Origin of the sequence: Haemophilus sp. HMSC61B11, assembly GCF_001838615.1 — a bacterium.
In the GTDB taxonomy this organism is placed as follows: Bacteria; Pseudomonadota; Gammaproteobacteria; order Enterobacterales; family Pasteurellaceae; genus Haemophilus_D; species Haemophilus_D parainfluenzae_AD.
This window is the reverse complement of record NZ_KV837957.1, coordinates 174,444-193,215: the sequence shown is the minus strand read 5'-3', so window position 1 is coordinate 193,215 and position 18,772 is coordinate 174,444. Positions and strand designations below refer to the sequence as shown.

The following is an 18,772-nucleotide window of genomic DNA, read 5'->3' as shown; positions in this document are numbered from 1 at the left end:
CTAGACTCGCTATACTTTAGTCCATATTTACATAAAAAGGTTTAAGTGCGGTCTGTTTTTCTAATGATTCTTTTACAACATCAGCTGTTTCTAAAGCTTCTTTAATCGTCACATCCATATCTAAATAACGATAAGTACCTAAACGCCCGACGAAAGTCACTTGCGTTTCCTTGTTCGCTTTTTCAACATATTGCTGTAAAAGTGCTTTATCTTTCACTAAACGAATCGGGTAATATGGAATATCATTTTCACCACATAGACGGCTAAATTCACGATAACAAATTGTTTTCTCGTGTTGCTCCCATGGTGCAAAATGTTTGTGTTCTGAAATACGAGTATATGGTACTTCTTCATCACCGTAGTTAATTACTGCATTACCTTGGAAATCACCTTCATCACGGAATGCTTCAAAATCTAAGGTACGATAACCTAAGCGACCTAATTCAAATCCAAAGTATGCATCTAACGGACCTGACCAGAAAATATGATCAAATTCAGCTTTCATCGATTCAGCAAATGGTGTATTTAAACGCACTTCAATATTTTCATGATCTAAAATCGCTTCCACAATTTGCGTATACCCCTCTTTCGGCATACCTTGGAATTTATGTGCGAAGTAGTTATCGTCATAGTTAAAACGTACAGGTAAGCGTTTTAAAATGCTTGCTGGTAACTCTTTTGGCTCAACACCCCATTGTTTCTTGGTGTAACCATAGAAAAATGCTTTATACAAATCCTTACCGACAAAGCGCATCGCTTGCTCTTCAAAGGTTTGAGGATCAACAATAGACAAATCTGCTTGCGCTTCAATTAACGCTTTTGCTTCTTTCGGTGAGCACGTTTTGCCAAAGAATTGGTTAATCGTATGCAAGTTAATAGGGAGAGAATACACCGCACCTTGGCTAATCGTTTTTACACGATTAACAAATGGCATAAACTCACCAAAGTTGTTCACATAATTCCATACTCGCTCATTATCAGTATGGAAAATATGTGGACCATAAACATGCACCATTACATTTGTTTCAGCATCACGTTCAGAGTGACAGTTACCCGCCACATGGCTACGAGAATCGATAACAACAGCCTTATAACCTTTCTCTGCTAATTCACGAGCGATAACGGCATTTGAGAAACCTGCGCCGACTAATAAGAATTTTTTCATTATATTCACCTTATTTAAGATTTAATCATAAAAGTACGATATAAACGCAGAGCGTTTGCAAGCATAGCATCTTGTCTATGGGGTTTATCATAATGTAATGGAATCATTGATAAAAATAATAAAATTGTTGGAGCTATAATATCTTCATGTTGAATATTTGGTATTACTAATTGTTTCATGAAAACAGCTTGTATTTTTTCTAAACGAGCATCTAAGTTAAACGTTAATTTAACACCAATATCATTGTTTTTTTCTAAATTAAATGAATCCGCAATGATAAAATCATATAACCCAATAAAAGAATGACAAAGTTTAGCTAAATCATAACTTTGATTTCCATAAATTGTTAATTCTTGATGAATATTTAATCCTCTAGGATCTATGACCTTTATTGAATTACTACGAGAGTCATACATTATATTACTAAAACATAAATCACCATGAACTACAGACGGTATTATAGGAAGTGCTAATGCTTTATTTACACAGTCTTCCGCAATCTGCCATAAAGAAGGTAAGTCAGTACCATCATAACGAGTCGGCTTATATAAGTCTAGACCTACTTGCTTCGCATATGCCATCAAACGCTCGTATGTTTTATCTGCATAAAGTGCGGTAGAATCCTGATTGATTTTTTCAAGAAGCTCCTCATTTCCTCTAAGAAAATATTTTCTTGATTCACTCATATAAAATGAGATCAATCCTAAAACTTTCTCCCAAAAAATTACCGGATTTCTTCCATGCACAAAAATTTCATTCAATGGAAGTATTGGTAAATACTCTGTTTCATAAAACGGACTATCTTGTTCTGTTTTACCAACTTGAATAAGCTGTGGAGTAAATCTTTTTAATCCCGCGGGTAAAGCTCTAAACCAATTTGCTTCAGCTTCAATTTTTCGTGGCGGTGAGCCCGATTTCCACACAACACCGTCCTCTATTTTTAATGAATTAAATGCTCGTTGGGTTGTTATAAGTGAACGCGATTTAAAGTAGGTATTAATATGTCCAAAGTCGTACCACGATGATACATCTTCGTATTCAATACCATTTTCTTCTTCATAAATATTTACGGCTTGGGCAAAATCACCTTGAGATAAGGCTAAAGCCCTTACAAATGCCTTAGGATTGCTAAAGGAAAAAAAACCACACCACACTGCATTATACTTTTCATTAAATTGCCAGATATAATCATCTTCCGCTTTTGCTAAAGCAATGCAATTTTCATTTTGAGGAAATGAGCCTAACAGCGTGTCTCCATGAAGTAAACGTAAAGGTTCATTATTATCCCCGATAGTATTCAAAACATAAAGAAGAGCCATTCCTAACGAAATTCCATCTTGAACAAAAATAGGCTCTATATTTAGCTCATCTAGCAGCAATGATTCTTCTATACTTAATGCATAAGTACTTGGTAAAGAAACCACTATTTTAATATCTTCTGAAAACTGCTCGCGAAGTGAACTAATCTGATGAGTTAATAATTTCTTATTACCTATAGGTAAAAAAACCGGGGGGATTGCACCAAATTCATTACGAAATTCAGCATTAACATAGGCCGCAGAATTAATTAGAATCATATTCACCATCCATTTTTGTCAATTTACGGATTTCATCATAACTCATAGAACTAAATTCATCTGGACGAATTGCACGATCATCGACATAAAAACCATCATGTCCACACCACGGCTTACCAACATAAATTTCATCATAAGGTACATTATGACGCTCTAACCAATCAATAATTATAGGTAATGTATTAACATTAATTTTTCCAACATTACCTTCATAGGTTCTCATATTACGACTAGAACTAATAATTATCTCAAAGCCTTGGGCTTTATATTCTTTTAATTTTTCAATAACTGAAGCAATGGGCTTAGCATTCTTATAATCACCATCTTCAGTTAAGGTGATGGTATTATCTAGATCCATGATAAGTCGTTTCATATTAAGCATCCTCTTTTAATAATTGTTGGTATTCATCTGGAGTTCCACAGAATAAGATACGTTCATTTTCAATTAAATCATAGAAGACTATAGAACCAACTTCGATTAAATCATTATAAAGTGGCGCAATATAATACTCATTCTTTGCTGTCTTTCGATTTTCTTTTGCAGAAAGAAATAATCTCTCAAATACTGACTTTCTCTTAAAATAATAAAGGCCATCACTGCATAAATCAGAAATCCGCTCTTTTTCAGTCGTGCGGATTACCTTTTTAGAATTCTCTTCTGCTAACGCAAAAGACCAATGCTCTCCTTCACCTTTAAAAACCTCTAAATAACCATCACAGTCATTCACCCACTCAGGTTTAACAAAATCAATTATGCGAGAATCAATATTAAAAACATAAATCTCTTCATCATGATCGAGCTTATTAATTCCTTGGTATACCGTATCTGCCTGTCCGAGTGTTTCTTCGGGCAAACAAACTAATTCGTAATCCAAGATACCAAGCTCAACTATCGCTTTCTCTAAGAATTGTTTAGTGTCATAAACATCTCGATAAATAAAAACAAACTTATCAGTTTTAAAATATCGCTCAAATGAGCGAACTGACCAAGAAAAAACAGTTTCACCGTTTAAATCTAATTGATATTTTGGTTTTGTATAACCTGCTTTAAAAAAACGGGAACTTAGTCCCGCCATTGGAATAATAAACATATACACTTACACTCTTATTAAGTAATTTTAAAATAACTACTAGCCTTTTTCATAATATCTGTGCTTCTGTTCTCTACCATAAAATAAACTATTGTAGAAATCAAAATTACTATAGAAATGAATACCACTAAATTAATATATCCCTTTAACGAGAAATCAAACTTCATACCTAGTAATGACTGCATAACATATTGAACAGAATAATGCATTAAGTATATTGAATAACTAATTTTCCCCAAAAACACTAATACCCTTAAATTCAGCAATCTATTTAATAGAGTATCAAACTGCATAAATGAAATAGATATTGCCACCAAAATAAATATTAACGCTAAAAAGTCATTATAATTATGTTGATTCGAAAACATAATATAAAAAAACACAGCACAAGACATCATCTGCAAGAAAGAATAAATCACCATCTGCTTTCTTTTCTTATTGTCTAGACTTATTTTTATCGGCTCTAGCCATCTATAAATAATAACGCCTAGGCTAAAACCAGCTAAACATCTAAGCATTCCAGAGTTCATATACATTATATATTCATTATGAACACCTAATCTGCCAAACGTAACAAACAATATAGAATAAATAAAAATAGATATAAGAATAATTAATGGAATTGATAGTTTTCTTAGCCAAATAAAGAAAATTAAATTAACCCACAACTCACAAGATACAGACCAAGAGGCACCATTCCAATATTGATGATGGGGATGAAATCCTAGACCATTAATAAAAAGTACCTGTTGAATAAACGTAAAAAATATACCATCCTTATAATAATCTGCTGGAAACTGCCAAGAAAAAGATGTTAATAAATCTCCATTTTTTGGATAATGCACAAAGAATACAGTGCTAAGAAATAAAAAAAGCAAGATTATAAGTGAGAATAAATGTAACGGGTATAAGCGATATAATCTCTTTATGAAAAACTCAGTTGAACTCATTTCTTTATCAAAGTAAGATTTCTGTATTACTATACCGGAAAGTATAAAAAAGAAATCAACTGCTAGCTCTGCAGAAACGAAATTATTTGGTACGGTGTAATGAAATATGGCAACTAAAAGTGCCATAATTCCACGCCAAGAGTCTAATTCAATAATATGTTTAGTTTTCATTTTGACTACTAAATAATTTATCCCAAGAAGCATTTTCTTTTGAATGCTCTCTAAACTCTAATAATTTAGAACGATAAGATTCAATATTACGTATCAAATGAATATAATTTTTAACAAATCTAATGGCCAATCGAATACTTTTACCTCTTTGTAAAGTGGCCTCTTCCATTGTTCGATTCAATGTATTGAATAATCTTACTTTTTTACGACCATAGAAAAAAATAGGCTGCCTTTCAAAACCATACTTAGATGAACCTTCAGTGCCTAATCCAAGATAAGATAAAATTATGCCTAGTAATTTTGTTGATTTCTTATGAAAACGCGGCTCAGTATAATAATAATCAACATCAGAAACAGTGACTGTATTTTTCTTAAGCTCTTTAAGTGTTTTCATAGCCCATTGATGCAAATCGGCAGGATCTTTTTTATACTCCTCATTTATCACATGCTCTAATGCTAACACATTAAATTCAGCAGCCACATAATTAAATGTAATCAAATTCTTTATAAATTTTTTCAATGAAAATAATTTAATCAAATTATAATATCTTTGGTAAGAAAGAAGGGCATTCATAATCATATTACGTGGAAGATAATAATCTTCCATAATTTCATTATATTTTAAGATAAATGGATCATGCCAAACATTAATACCATTTAAAGAAACAATTTCTTTATTATTTCTCATTGAAAATTCAATATCATCACCTCTAACAAAGATTGGTAAAGGCAACCCATTTTCTTTAATTAATTTAGTTGAAAATGCGGAAAACCACCAACCAGATAGGCCGTAGATACTTTCTGAAAATGTATTATTTAATGCAACCCCACGATCCCGCATATCTTGGAAATGTCCTTGGTGGTGAAAGCCATTATTATCTAAAATTGTATTTCGTTCATATTGCAACCAACGTTCATCTGATGAAAACATTGAACCAGCCAACATCACATCAAAATACTCAGGTCTAATAAATTGAAAGAAACGATAGGTTCTTAATAAAGATTCAAAGTGAAAGTTGATATCATCATCCATTAATAACACATGGGAACTATTTGACTCAATTGCTTTACAAATAGAATGCGTAAAACCACCTGCGCCTCCCATATTCTTACTTTTATAGATATGAATATTTTTGTACTCTTTATTCAGTTGAATTGGATCACCATTATTTGTAATTATTACATCCATATTCAATCCATTTTTATCAATACCTGTTTCAAGAACATCAGCTGATTTTTGAATATAGCTTTGTCTATTATAAGTACAAATACAACAAGAAAGTTTATATTCTTTATTAACAACTTCCGACTCTGTAGTAAAGCAAACATTACTAATAATACTATCCACATCATTTGCTCTAACACTTACATAGAGCACTTTTTGCATATTGAATTGATCAATTCTAATCTTATGATGTTTTTCTTTATCAGAAGATAAAATTTCTTGATGTAAATCCTGCTCATATTGATAGAATGTATGGCGATAATCCAACCCTATCAAGTTAATCTGAATATTTCCTTTAAAGGAAAACTCTAGATACAGATTATCTAGAGAACAATATCTTAACCATTTTTCAATAGAAAAAAAGTTAAAGTAAGTATCAAATGCAATACTATTATATGCCTTAATTTTAATCGTTTCATTATTCAATAAAGCATAGTTATTTCCTCGTACATATAAATGAGAAAGCTCTAGAGAATGTGGATAAAATATAACATTTTGTAAAACAATAGACATTTTTAATTCAGACCTCTAATGTAAATTCTTAATGGATTATTAATCTCTCTCTCAACTCTTTTTACTGCAAAAAGATTATTTGAATTAAATATTTTCCATTTATTATCACCATCGTATAAATACTCAAATTTCTCTAAGTATTTGATATCATTATTTCTAATTGCCTCAATATCCTTAGGTTTAATCTCATAAAATTTACTCCTAAAGAAAATTGCATTTACAATCTTTCTTAATAGGTCATTGCGATGAATTCTTTTGTACTTCATAAAGAACTTCCACAATTTGCTATCGAATCGGTGTACTTCTGATAATACATAAGGTAATCCATCTGACTTTATATTCAAAGCATTTGCCAACGATGAAAATACGATTTCTTCTCTAGGATAGTGAAGCTGGCTCTCTAATAAATTATGCTTTTCACATAACTCTATTATTCTCATAAGTAAATCAATCTTATACATACTCCCTTCAATTTGAGAACCTATGATCATTGATGAATTATGCAATTTTAATAAATTAAGGAGTTTTTTGTCTTGCTTTGCTACAGCACCGACCCACCAATAAGTAAAAAATGAATTTACCCTTCTGAAATTAAATAGATAATCTTTACCTTTCAAATATTCTTCTATTCCTAATTTAACAAACATATCATTAGATGAGTGAAACAAAACATGAGCATCAGAACTGATATTATTATAAATATATTTAATATTTAAAAAATGGGCTGAAATAATCCCTCCCCAAGTAGTTTGAGCTTGATTAGGGTTTACATGATAGTTATCTACTTTACCTCTTAAATACTCTTCTAGTTCAGATAAAGCAAAATTTGCTGACTTAGAAACATGGACAACTACTTTTGCTGAAGGGAAATACCTTTGAATATTCAAAAGCTGCTCCAAAATAATATCCTTTTTTTCATGCACAAGTAATGAAATTATATACATAAAATACCTATAAAATTAATATATTGATTTAACGACAAGTTCTTAATCGAGGTTTATTATTTTTTCTAATAAAACTAACATCACACCCTAAATGCCTATATAAACTAGTATGTTTTTCTAATCTTCTAGGAAGAATACCTTCTATATATTTAAGTTTATCATAAACAATATCCTGAGCTGATATAAAATCAATGTGGTGATCATATTCATCTCTAGAAAATTGTTTATTACAAACCAGTTTATCCATAGAATAAACAAAGTCTGGTAAACAATTGATTACTGGTAGTAATGCTGACAATTTAACAGCAAAATCAAATAATATCTTCCCTCTAACTAACTCTGAAATTTGATCCAAGCCAAAAACATCTTTCCAGAATGATTTTGGTAATTCAGGAGGAGGAGATGTAAATACGGCATAAATATGACAAAAACCCAAATTATTCAGATACTCTTTGAGAGCCAAGATTCCATCAATCATCTCCTTAATAAATAGCGGAATATCATAAAAACCAGAATTAGCCATTTTATACGGTAAATTAAAATCAGTATCAACAGAACCAAAATGGAGTAAAATAACACTATCTTTGGGAATTTTAATTAATGTATTCAAATATGGTTTCATTTGCTCATTAATTTTTCTTAATCCTCTAGCAGACCAGCCTGAAGCCCAAAATGGCAAGTAATTCTCATTATCACCAAAGATATAATCAAAAATTTCTGTTGAAGATGAACCAAAAGCAACAACTTTTCTCTCATTCTCATTCTGAATAGGTAAGCTATCCTTAACAAATGTTGCTTCTTTATCTAATATTGGAAATAATGATAAATAATTACTGAATTGCTCACCTTGAACAATTCTTAAAACACCATTACAATCAGCAATATAATGCATTTGCATCCCTGGATTTGTACAGAATAAAGTAACGGAATTATCAATGACTTGAAACTTGAAACTTGAATCGTATAAAAATAATTCATCTGCCTCATATGATGAATCTATAATAATACCATCTCGATGACGAGCAAACTCTCCTGTCATCACATTTATTAAAGAAACTGCTTCAGATAAATCAAACTTATGAGGATTTACGAACTTATATAAATTACAACCTAAATAAATATACTTACCTTTTATCATGTTTATTTACCCTCGTATTTTTGAATAATATCTTCTGCCCTCCCTTGCGCTACGACATGTCCCTTATCCAACCAAATTACATTTTGACAAAGCTCTTTCACTTGCTTACTAGAATGAGATACAAAAAGTAATGTCGTACCATTTTGAAGTAATGACTCCATACGCTTCCTACATTTTTCTTGAAATGCTATATCTCCTACTGCAAGTACCTCATCCACAATTAAAATGTCAGGTTTAACAATTGTGGCTACAGCAAATCCTAGCCGAGCAGCCATACCAGAAGAAAAGTTCTTAATTGGGACATCAATAAAATCACCTAGTTCAGCGAATTCAATAATTTCATTAAAATGCATCTCCATAAAAGCTTTTTTATGCCCTAATAATGCACCATTTAGATAAATGTTTTCTCTAGCTGTTAACTGTGGGTCAAATCCAGCTCCTAGCTCAATAAGTGGAGCAATTTTACCATGTACTTTTACTGTCCCTTTATAAGGTTTCAAAATGCCACAAATCAACTTTAAAAGTGTCGACTTTCCCGAACCATTGGCACCGATTACCCCCCAAGATTCCCCTTTTTTAACTTCAAAATTAACTTCCTTTAATGCTAAAAACTCTTGAAACATAAGCTCACCTTTTAGCATCTTAATCACATATTCTTTTAAGCCATTATAGTTTTCAGTCGCTTTATTAAATCGAACTGTTGCATTTTTTACTTTAATTATTGTTTCAGTATTCATCATATATATAAAATAAATTCATCTTGTTTTTTATTAAAATACCAAGCTCCCAAATACAAGACAATAAGAGCAGTTATAAAGCCAATTAGTATAGTTTCTAAATTTGGAAATCTTGCATATAGAATAATATCTCTAAATTGTTCTATATAACCATACATAGGATTAGCATTTTGATATAACATACGGTATTCTTCAGGAATAATTGACACCGGATAAAATAAAGGTGTCATATAAACCCACATAGAAATAAAAACGCCCCATAAATATTGGATATCTCTAAAAAATACTGTAATTGAAGCGAGCCATAAGCCCAAACCTAAACTAAAAATAAATACTTGTAAAATAACTATTGGAAAAAATAAAAGACACCAAGAAAATTCTGCATTAGTAAAAACCATAACAATCACTAATGCACCTAGAGAAAAAAACAAATTAACAAGAGAACTTCCAACTTTTGATATCGTGAAAATATATTTAGGCACATAGGTCTTCTTTATTAAAGAAGCATTTCCAGATATGGATCCAACAGACATATTTGTTGCTTCAGTCATAAAAGTAAATAAAAACTGTCCTGAAATCATATAAAGAGGGTAATTAGGAATATCAAATCGAAATAGATTAGAAAAAACAACAACAAGAACCATCATTAACATTAATGGATTCAAAATACTCCACAGATACCCCAAATAACTACGACGATATTTAAGTTTTACATCCCTTATAATCAATTGTTTTAGCAATTCATCGAAAGCCAAGAATCGGCGAAATTTACCTAAAAACTTATTTAGCATAATCTATATCCTATCTATAACCAGATGCTGATTATACACTAATTCAAAGCTATATCACATACAAAAAGTGCGGTCAAAAATTACCGCACTTACCTTGTTCAATATCTAATCTAATTAAGCATAATACATCTCAAACTCAACAGGATGTGGTGTCATATTTAAACGTTCTACTTCTTTACGTTTAATATTAATAAATGCTTCGATAAAGTCTTTCGTAAACACACCACCTTGCGTTAAGAATTCATAGTCTTTTTCTAATGAATTCAAGGCTTCTTCTAATGAGCTTGCTACCGCTGGAATATCTTTTAATTCTTCTGGAGGAAGATCGTAAAGGTTTTTATCCATTGCATCGCCTGGATGGATTTTGTTTACTACGCCATCAAGGCCTGCCATCAATAACGCAGCGAAAGCCAGATATGGGTTTGCCAATGGATCTGGGAAACGTGCTTCAATACGAATTGCCTTCGGATTGGTTACTGCAGGGATACGGATTGAAGCAGAACGGTTACTTGCCGAGTAAGCCAATAATACTGGTGCTTCAAAACCAGGTACTAAACGTTTGTATGAGTTAGTACTTGGGTTAGTGAAAGCATTTAATGCTTTTGCATGCTTAATGATACCGCCGATGTAATAAAGTGCGGTTTCAGAAAGGCCGGCATATTTATCACCTTGGAAAATATTTTTACCGTCTTTGCTTAATGACATATTACAGTGCATACCAGAACCATTATCACCTGTGATTGGTTTTGGCATAAAGCAAGCGGTTTTGCCGTGTTCTAATGCAACGTTTTGCACCACATATTTATAGATTTGTGTTTCATCCGCTTTTAGGGTTAAGCTGTTGAATTTGGTTGCAATTTCGTTTTGACCTGCTGTTGCCACTTCATGGTGGTGAGCTTCGATGACTAAGCCCATTTCTTCTAAAATTAAACACATTTCAGATCGAATATCATGAGCAGTATCAATTGGTGCCACCGCACAATAACCACCTTTCTTCAATGGACGATAAGCATTGTTACCGCCTTCATATTTTTTGTTGGTGTTCCAAGCGGCTTCAATATCATCAATGGCGAAAGAAGCACGGTTCATTGATACATCAAAACGTACATCATCAAATAAGAAGAACTCAGGTTCTGGACCAAAGAATGCCTGATCTGCAACGCCTGTTGAACGCATATAGTTTTCTGCTCGAATAGCGATTGAACGCGGATCACGATCATAGCTTTGCATGGTTGTTGGCTCATAAACGCTACAACGAATTGAAAGTGTTGGGATCTGCGCAAATGGATCGACTACTGCAGTTTCAGCAATTGGCATTAAAAGCATATCGGCTTTGTTAATGGTTTTCCAACCTTCAACAGAAGAGCCATCGAACATTTTGCCATCTTCAAACATATCTTCATCGACAAGGCTAACCGGGATAGAAACACCATGTTCTTTACCTTTAATGTCGGTGAAACGAAGTAGCACGAACTTAATATCGTTCTCTTCGATCAGTTTAAATACGTTGGCAATTGCATTTGCATTTGGCATAAGGAGTCCTCTATTTTGCTATGTGTATAATCTTTAATAAAATTAAAAGAGCATTATAACGCAATCGCTTGCTTTTTTCATGGGATTTATTTTAAACACCGGCATAGCAGAGTAACGAAATATCGTGTATAATTTTTGCCCTTTCGCGATTCTCGTAGGGTGAGTTTTACTCACCAATTTAAACTACTTGGACTATTCGGTGGTATAAAAATTCCACCCTACAAAACTTAAACTTTAAGAACGTAATAAATGAAAAACGACATTGATATTAATAAATTGCGCAATATCGCAATTATCGCTCACGTTGACCATGGTAAAACCACCCTCGTTGACAAACTTCTTCAACAATCCGGTACATTTGAATCAACTCGTGGTGATGTTGATGAACGCGTAATGGACTCAAACGATCTTGAAAAAGAACGTGGTATTACCATTCTTGCAAAAAATACCGCAATTAACTGGAATGGTTATCGCATTAACATCGTAGATACCCCAGGACACGCCGACTTCGGTGGTGAAGTAGAACGTGTACTTTCTATGGTGGACTCTGTACTTTTAGTGGTAGATGCCTTTGACGGCCCAATGCCACAAACGCGTTTCGTGACACAAAAAGCCTTTGCTCATGGTTTAAAACCAATCGTAGTTATCAACAAAGTTGACCGTCCAGGCGCACGTCCTGATTGGGTGGTGGATCAAGTATTCGATTTATTCGTTAATCTTGGTGCAACCGATGAGCAATTAGACTTCCCGATTATCTATGCATCTGCATTAAATGGTGTAGCAGGTCTTGAACATGAAGATTTAGCGGAAGATATGACGCCGTTATTTGAAGCGATTGTTCAACACGTTGAACCACCAAAAGTGGAACTTGATGCCCCATTCCAAATGCAAATTTCCCAATTAGACTATAACAGCTATGTGGGTGTTATCGGTATCGGTCGTATCAAACGTGGTGCAATCAAACCAAATCAACCTGTAACTATCATTGATGGCGAAGGTAAAACTCGTCAAGGCCGTGTAGGTCAAGTATTAGGTCACCTTGGTTTACAACGTTATGAAGAAGATGTTGCTTACGCAGGTGATATCATCGCGATTACTGGTTTAGGTGAATTAAATATCTCGGATACCATTTGTGATATAAACGCGGTTGAAGCCTTACCTTCATTAACCGTTGATGAACCAACCGTAACCATGTTCTTCTGTGTAAATACTTCACCGTTTGCAGGTCAAGAAGGTAAATATGTGACTTCTCGTCAAATTCTTGAACGTTTAAACAAAGAACTCGTTCACAACGTCGCATTACGCGTAGAAGAAACACCAAACCCAGATGAATTCCGTGTTTCTGGCCGTGGTGAATTACACCTTTCTGTATTAATTGAAAATATGCGTCGTGAAGGTTATGAGCTTGCGGTTTCTCGTCCTAAAGTAATCTACCGTGAAATCAACGGCAAAAAACAAGAGCCTTACGAACAAGTGACTATCGACGTAGAAGAACAACACCAAGGTTCTGTCATGGAAGCATTAGGTATCCGTAAAGGTGAAGTTCGCGATATGATGCCAGATGGCAAAGGTCGTGTACGTTTAGAATATATCATCCCAAGCCGTGGCTTGATCGGTTTCCGTGGTGAATTCATGACCATGACGTCAGGTACCGGTTTACTTTACTCTAGTTTCGATCACTACGATGACATCAAACCAGGTGAAATCGGCCAACGTAAAAACGGTGTATTAATTTCTAACGCAACAGGTAAAGCACTTGCTTATGCACTATTTGGTTTACAAGAGCGTGGTAAATTAATGATCGAAGCCAACGTAGAAGTTTACGAAGGCCAAATTATCGGTATTCACAGCCGTACAAATGACTTAACCGTAAACTGTTTACAAGGTAAAAAACTCACCAATATGCGTGCATCGGGTAAAGATGATGCCATCGTATTAACTACACCGGTAAAATTTACACTTGAACAAGCTATCGAGTTTATCGATGATGACGAATTAGTGGAAGTGACACCAGAGTCGATCCGTATCCGTAAAAAACTCTTAACGGAAAACGATCGTAAACGTGCAAACCGTACGACAACCAGTACGAGTACACACTAATTAAAAACGTGCGGAAATTTGACCGCACTTTTAAACAAACAAAAGGCGAACATCATGTTCGCCTTTTTTGTTTTATGATTAAACTAACCTAATCTTACTTTCTCGCCACCGAATTCATCGAGTAAGTTTTCTGTCAGTTTAGATAAAATGCCCGTCATTAATACAAAATCAGCATCAAAGCGTTGCGCATAATCTTCTTTTAAAATATCCGCATTTTTCTCACGCACCGCATCGGCAAATTTTAAACGTTTGAGCGTGCAATCTTCATTAAATACAAAAGTCAGTGTATCTTCCCACTCCAATGCGAGCTTACTCACCACTTTTTTGCCATCTTGTAAAAGCGCGAGAATCTCTTCATTTTCTAATGGCTGTTTTTTGCAGCGGATCACGCTGTCTTCTTGGCTTCCACGCAATTCAGCCTCTTCTAATGCCACCAACCAATGCGGGATTTTTTCCTGCACAATCCAATCTGTTAAAATGGTCGAAGGTTCATTGGCAAAAGCCAACGGTACAACCGGTAACGAACCAAGTGATTTACGCAATAACGCCAACGCATCTTCTGCACGTTTACTGGATGCCGCATCAACATGAACAAGATTATTCTCCGTATCAATCCACACAGAAGTTTGTTGGTTTTTAGTGAATGCTCGCGGCAATAAATTCATCACCACATCATCTTTTAATGTTTGTTTTTCCGTTTTTTTCAATTTACGGTTTTCTTTTTGCTCAAGGCTTTCAATGCGTTCATCTAATTCACGTTTCACCACATTTGCCGGCAACATTTTCTCTTCTTTTTTAGCGACCAACAAAATGTGTTTACCCACTGAAAAATACAATAATTCACTGCCTTTCAAGGGACTCGCCCAACCGAATTTACTTTGATCTTGTGAGCCACAAGGATGAAATTCACAATCTGACAACTGGCGTTGTAATTCATTAAGAGCCCAATCTAAGGGCTTAGTCAGCCTATATGACATTAAATTTTTAAACCAAAAATTAACTTTATAACTCATAACATTTCACCATGTACAATTTTATCATTAAATCAATAATTTACTTATTTCAAAACACCATTTATAATTCATAGTATATCATCATATTTCAATTTTTTAGTAACCATAATGGTAACTTATCACAATTAAGCTAGATTTCTTGGTTACTAAAAAATATATTAATACCTATTTTTATATACATAAACAGATGTCTTATGGCTAAAAAAGTAAAACCACTTGTTGACACTGAAATCAAGAAAGCAAAAGCATCAAACAAACCATATACATTGACTGATGGTTATGGACTATTTCTAATCATTTCACCAACAGGTTCAAAATCTTGGCGGTTTAATTACTATCGACCTATAACAAAGAAACGAGCAAAAATTTCTTTAGGCCTATATCCAGCAATTACACTATCAAAAGCAAGGGAGTTGAGAGAACAATATCGTCAATTACTAGCTAATAAGATTGATCCGCAAGAATACATAAAACAGCATGAATTACTGCAATTACAACGACAAAACAATACATTTTTTGCCATATCAACTCAATGGAAACAAAAAAAAGTTTCTGAAATCAAGTCTGTAACACTTAAAAGCCGATGGAGAACGCTAGAAAAATATGCATTTCCATATTTAGGCGATAACCCTATTGCTGAAATTACACCACAACAGTTACATGATACAGTTATACCATTATTTGAACGAGGAGTTTCTCACACTGGGAAGCTTGTTATTGCATTAGTTAATGAAATCATGAATTTTGCTGTTAACAAAGGTATTATTGAGTTTAATAAATGCATCAATGTATCAAAGACTTTTAATGTAAACAGAACAACACATCATCCAACTATTAGACCTGAAAAACTACCTGAATTCATGTCTGCGTTACGTCATTCACATATTGACCTTATGGTGAAATATCTTATTGAATTCTCCCTTTTGACTATCACCCGTCCAAGTGAAGCTGCAAATGCACAATGGAATGAAATTGATTTTGAGAAATCGCTATGGAATATCCCTGCTGAACGCATGAAAATGAAAAAAGCTTTCACCATTCCATTATCACTACAAGTGCTTAAAATACTTAATAAGCTAAAAAACATTTCAGGACGTAGTCGTTTTATTTTTCAAAGCCAACGTTATCCTGAAAGACCATTACATTCAAGCTCTGCCAATGCAGCAATTAAACGCGTTGGTTATAAAGATCAATTAACATCACATGGGCTACGTTCTATCGCAAGCACCTATCTTAGCGAGACATTTACCGAAATGAATCTGGAAATTCTTGAAGCTTGCCTTTCTCATCAAAGCAAAAATCAAGTTCGTAACGCCTACAATCGCTCAACCTATCTTGAACAACGAAAACCATTAATGAATGCTTGGGGAGATTTTGTTGAAGAATGTATGAAAAAAAGTATCTAAAAATAAAGGGAATCAATACTGATTCCCTTTATTTACCTAACCTTTCTTCAGTAACTCTACCATTTCTCTCAGTAGCTTTATTTCATTATCTTTTTGCTCTACTAGCTTGTTCAAAAAACCTTCTTTTTCTTCCAATAATTGCTGATAATGTGATAACGATAATTTTAGTTTTTCAATCTCAATCAATAGAGATTTCTCATTGTCTCCCTGAAATGACGAACCAAAATGAGAATTCTCATTGAATTGAACGAAGACATTTCGTTCACCAGAATTAATCAATTCAACAATATCTATATCTAAAATCTGTGCAATTTGCTCTAGCTTATCCAGATGTAATTTCGTTTCACCACGTTCAATTTTTGCATAGCCATTCAATGACATACTCATTCTTTCAGCCATCTCTTCTTGTGACCAATGCTTTGTTTCACGTAGTTTTCTGATCTTTTCATGTACGTTCATTCTTATACCCATAAATAGGTTAATTTTTTACAACAAACTGTGTGCTAACTATACATCGATTGTTGGTAGAACGCAAAATCTCTCTTAGATAAAATTTACAAATACAACTATACTGGGGATATTTATGCTTAAATCTATACTTAAACCAATAGGACATATACTAAAACTTCTAATAAAAACTGCTTTATTCTTACTTTCATTATTATTCATACTAATGCTAATTATCGGATTCGTTGATAACAAAAAAATTCCAACCGAATTTATTGTTTTTGGGATTCTAGGTATTTGTTACATTTGCTACACATTTAATTCTTGGGCAAATAAGCCTGAAGTCTGTCCAGTCTGTAAATCAGGCAAAATTGAATTGGATTCAATTAAAGAAATTGACCGCTGGCTGGGAAAAACTAAAGTGCGTGAAAGAATGGCATCTGGAAAAACACGAGAACGATATATTCAATGCACGAAAGTAAAAAAACGATATACATATTGTTGCCAAAATCCTAATTGCAAGCATACGTATACTAAAATACGGGAAGAAGAATTATAGGTGTAACTATGTTTTCAACCGCTATAATTGAAAAAATTAATTATTACATCTATTGTCTTGTTGACCCTAGAAATCAAAATATCTTCTATATTGGTAAAGGTATTGGCAATAGAGTTTTTCAACATGCACAAGGTGCATTAACTTGCAAAACTAATGAAAATGATAAAATATCACTAATCAATGATATACATAAAGATGGACTTGAACCCTTATACTATATTTTAAGACATAATATCAAGGAGGAAAAACAAGCACTTGAATATGAGGCTTTAGCGATCGATTTATTATCAATTGTTAAACCTAATCAACAACCATTAACCAATATTCAAGGTGGCACACATTCTTCTGAAAAAGGTTTAATGTCATTATCAGAACTAAAACGTATATATGACCCACAAGAATTAAAAACAGATTTACCTGTTGTTTTAATCACAATTAATAAAAACTATAAAAAATTAAAACAACAAATAAAATCAGGCGAAATTGATAAATCGCAAATTGAAAAAGAAATTTACGAACGCACTCGCGGCTATTGGAAAACGGGTTCACGCCGTGAAAAAGCCAAATATGCTATTGCAGTTTATCGTGGCTGGACATTAGCAGCCTACGAAATTTCATACTGGATTGAAGCACCTATTGAGCGTCAAGGTCGTTGGGGTTTTATCGGTAAACTTGTGCCGAAAGATTCTCCAATTTATCAAGAACTTGTTAATAAATTAACCTATTCATCAAATAATGATTACAAGGCGCCACAAAATCCAATAACTTATCGTAATTGTTAATATTTACTTTAATGGAATCTTAAAATGAATAAATTTTTAATTACATCTATATTTCTAATAACAAATATTACATATGCAGGAATCCGTACTATTGAACTTCCGCCAGAACAATCCGGTTCAATAGCTATGAAATGTGGAGACTATATTTATTTTGGTGAAAAACGTTCATCTTACGATGTCTGCATGATAACAGGCTTGTTAAAAACATATGAAAAAGGTCAATGTATTACTCATGATGAATACAAACTTTTAAACAAAGCATGTAGCACTAAACCCGACAATGTTCCACAAGCCTACAAAATGAGAGATTCATCTTACTATGTTGAATACTCACCAGAAACTGATGGTTTTGTACCAATGAGTAGTGAAAACTAAAATCATCATAAAGAGCTCAAAAATGAGCTCTTTTTTCATTTTATGTATTACATATAGGTTTTATCATTCTAATCAACTAAATGCATCTAGACATCATTTAGAATTATTATGGCTTACATTAAATACCTATATACATTTATCAAGTACAGTGAACTTAAAATGATGAAAAAATTTCCAAATTTTAAACCGCATTCTGACACGGAAACTGAAGAATTAATTAGCTTACTATTTAGAAAACTCGATATTGATGAACTA

Annotated in this window: 18 protein-coding genes; 5 read left to right on the top strand and 13 right to left on the bottom strand. The window is 33.3% G+C overall.

Features of this window, described 5'->3' with window-relative positions:
* Positions 1–16: 16 nt before the first annotated feature.
* From glf to glnA, 11 genes are all read right to left on the bottom strand, one after another.
* Positions 17–1,165 carry a UDP-galactopyranose mutase gene (gene glf, locus HMPREF3263_RS02705; RefSeq protein ID WP_070852933.1) on the bottom strand — a complete coding sequence of 383 codons (1,149 nt, stop codon included), beginning with the start codon at positions 1,163–1,165 and terminating at the stop codon, positions 17–19.
* Between the two features lie 14 nt (positions 1,166–1,179).
* Entirely contained in the window at positions 1,180–2,742 is a 1,563-nt protein-coding gene (locus HMPREF3263_RS02700; RefSeq protein WP_070852932.1) for a hypothetical protein, read from the bottom strand.
* On the bottom strand, positions 2,729–3,115 hold the full coding sequence (locus HMPREF3263_RS02695; RefSeq protein ID WP_049380703.1) for an HAD-IIIC family phosphatase: 387 nt from the start codon (positions 3,113–3,115) through the stop codon (positions 2,729–2,731). The genes HMPREF3263_RS02700 and HMPREF3263_RS02695 overlap by 14 nt, the downstream gene beginning before the upstream one ends.
* Position 3,116: 1 nt before the next feature.
* Entirely contained in the window at positions 3,117–3,833 is a 717-nt protein-coding gene (locus HMPREF3263_RS02690) for a glycosyltransferase family 2 protein (protein WP_070852931.1), read from the bottom strand.
* A 17-nt stretch (positions 3,834–3,850) separates the two neighbouring features.
* Entirely contained in the window at positions 3,851–4,954 is a 1,104-nt protein-coding gene (locus HMPREF3263_RS02685; protein ID WP_176747769.1) for an acyltransferase family protein, read from the bottom strand.
* Positions 4,944–6,692, bottom strand: coding sequence for a glycosyltransferase (locus tag HMPREF3263_RS02680; RefSeq protein ID WP_049380706.1), 1,749 nt, complete (start codon positions 6,690–6,692; stop codon positions 4,944–4,946). The genes HMPREF3263_RS02685 and HMPREF3263_RS02680 overlap by 11 nt, the downstream gene beginning before the upstream one ends.
* A 2-nt stretch (positions 6,693–6,694) precedes the next feature.
* The gene (locus HMPREF3263_RS02675) at positions 6,695–7,636 is read right to left on the bottom strand and encodes a hypothetical protein (protein WP_049380707.1); all 942 of its coding nucleotides are present in this window, start codon (positions 7,634–7,636) and stop codon (positions 6,695–6,697) included.
* A gap of 28 nt (positions 7,637–7,664) precedes the next feature.
* Positions 7,665–8,774, bottom strand: a complete 1,110-nt coding sequence (locus tag HMPREF3263_RS02670) for a hypothetical protein (protein ID WP_049380708.1) — start codon at positions 8,772–8,774, stop codon at positions 7,665–7,667.
* Positions 8,775–8,776: 2 nt separating this feature from the next.
* Positions 8,777–9,511 (bottom strand): ABC transporter ATP-binding protein, encoded by a 735-nt coding sequence (locus tag HMPREF3263_RS02665; protein ID WP_049380793.1) that lies wholly within the window; start codon positions 9,509–9,511, stop codon positions 8,777–8,779.
* The gene (locus HMPREF3263_RS02660) at positions 9,511–10,302 is read right to left on the bottom strand and encodes an ABC transporter permease (protein ID WP_049380709.1); all 792 of its coding nucleotides are present in this window, start codon (positions 10,300–10,302) and stop codon (positions 9,511–9,513) included. The genes HMPREF3263_RS02665 and HMPREF3263_RS02660 overlap by 1 nt, the downstream gene beginning before the upstream one ends.
* A 114-nt stretch (positions 10,303–10,416) precedes the next feature.
* The gene (gene glnA / locus HMPREF3263_RS02655; RefSeq protein ID WP_070852930.1) at positions 10,417–11,835 is read right to left on the bottom strand and encodes a glutamate--ammonia ligase; all 1,419 of its coding nucleotides are present in this window, start codon (positions 11,833–11,835) and stop codon (positions 10,417–10,419) included.
* A gap of 249 nt (positions 11,836–12,084) precedes the next feature.
* On the opposite strand from glnA, the gene typA reads away from it, so the two are divergent.
* Positions 12,085–13,935, top strand: coding sequence for a translational GTPase TypA (typA, locus tag HMPREF3263_RS02650; RefSeq protein WP_005697997.1), 1,851 nt, complete (start codon positions 12,085–12,087; stop codon positions 13,933–13,935).
* Positions 13,936–14,018: 83 nt separating this feature from the next.
* On the opposite strand, the gene rdgC is transcribed toward typA, so the two are convergent.
* Complete coding sequence (gene rdgC, locus HMPREF3263_RS02645) at positions 14,019–14,948, bottom strand: recombination-associated protein RdgC (protein WP_070852929.1); 930 nt, start codon at positions 14,946–14,948, stop codon at positions 14,019–14,021.
* Between the two features lie 194 nt (positions 14,949–15,142).
* Here rdgC and HMPREF3263_RS02640 point away from each other — a divergent pair, with 194 nt between their 5' ends.
* Positions 15,143–16,354, top strand: coding sequence for a tyrosine-type recombinase/integrase (locus HMPREF3263_RS02640; protein ID WP_065242737.1), 1,212 nt, complete (start codon positions 15,143–15,145; stop codon positions 16,352–16,354).
* Positions 16,355–16,390: 36 nt separating this feature from the next.
* Here the strand turns inward: HMPREF3263_RS02640 and HMPREF3263_RS02635 are convergent, their stop codons facing one another.
* A complete protein-coding gene (locus HMPREF3263_RS02635) occupies positions 16,391–16,813 on the bottom strand; it encodes a helix-turn-helix domain-containing protein (RefSeq protein WP_065242736.1) in 423 nt (140 codons plus the stop codon).
* Positions 16,814–16,937: 124 nt separating this feature from the next.
* Between HMPREF3263_RS02635 and HMPREF3263_RS02630 the strand changes: the two genes are divergently transcribed.
* From HMPREF3263_RS02630 to HMPREF3263_RS02620, 3 genes are read left to right on the top strand one after another with little or no spacing between them, the layout of a single operon-like run.
* Positions 16,938–17,360, top strand: a complete 423-nt coding sequence (locus tag HMPREF3263_RS02630) for a hypothetical protein (RefSeq protein WP_005649003.1) — start codon at positions 16,938–16,940, stop codon at positions 17,358–17,360.
* A gap of 8 nt (positions 17,361–17,368) precedes the next feature.
* Entirely contained in the window at positions 17,369–18,142 is a 774-nt protein-coding gene (locus tag HMPREF3263_RS02625; protein WP_065242735.1) for an LEM-3-like GIY-YIG domain-containing protein, read from the top strand.
* A 24-nt stretch (positions 18,143–18,166) separates the two neighbouring features.
* Positions 18,167–18,517 (top strand): hypothetical protein, encoded by a 351-nt coding sequence (locus tag HMPREF3263_RS02620; RefSeq protein ID WP_005649006.1) that lies wholly within the window; start codon positions 18,167–18,169, stop codon positions 18,515–18,517.
* Positions 18,518–18,772 lie beyond the last annotated feature (255 nt).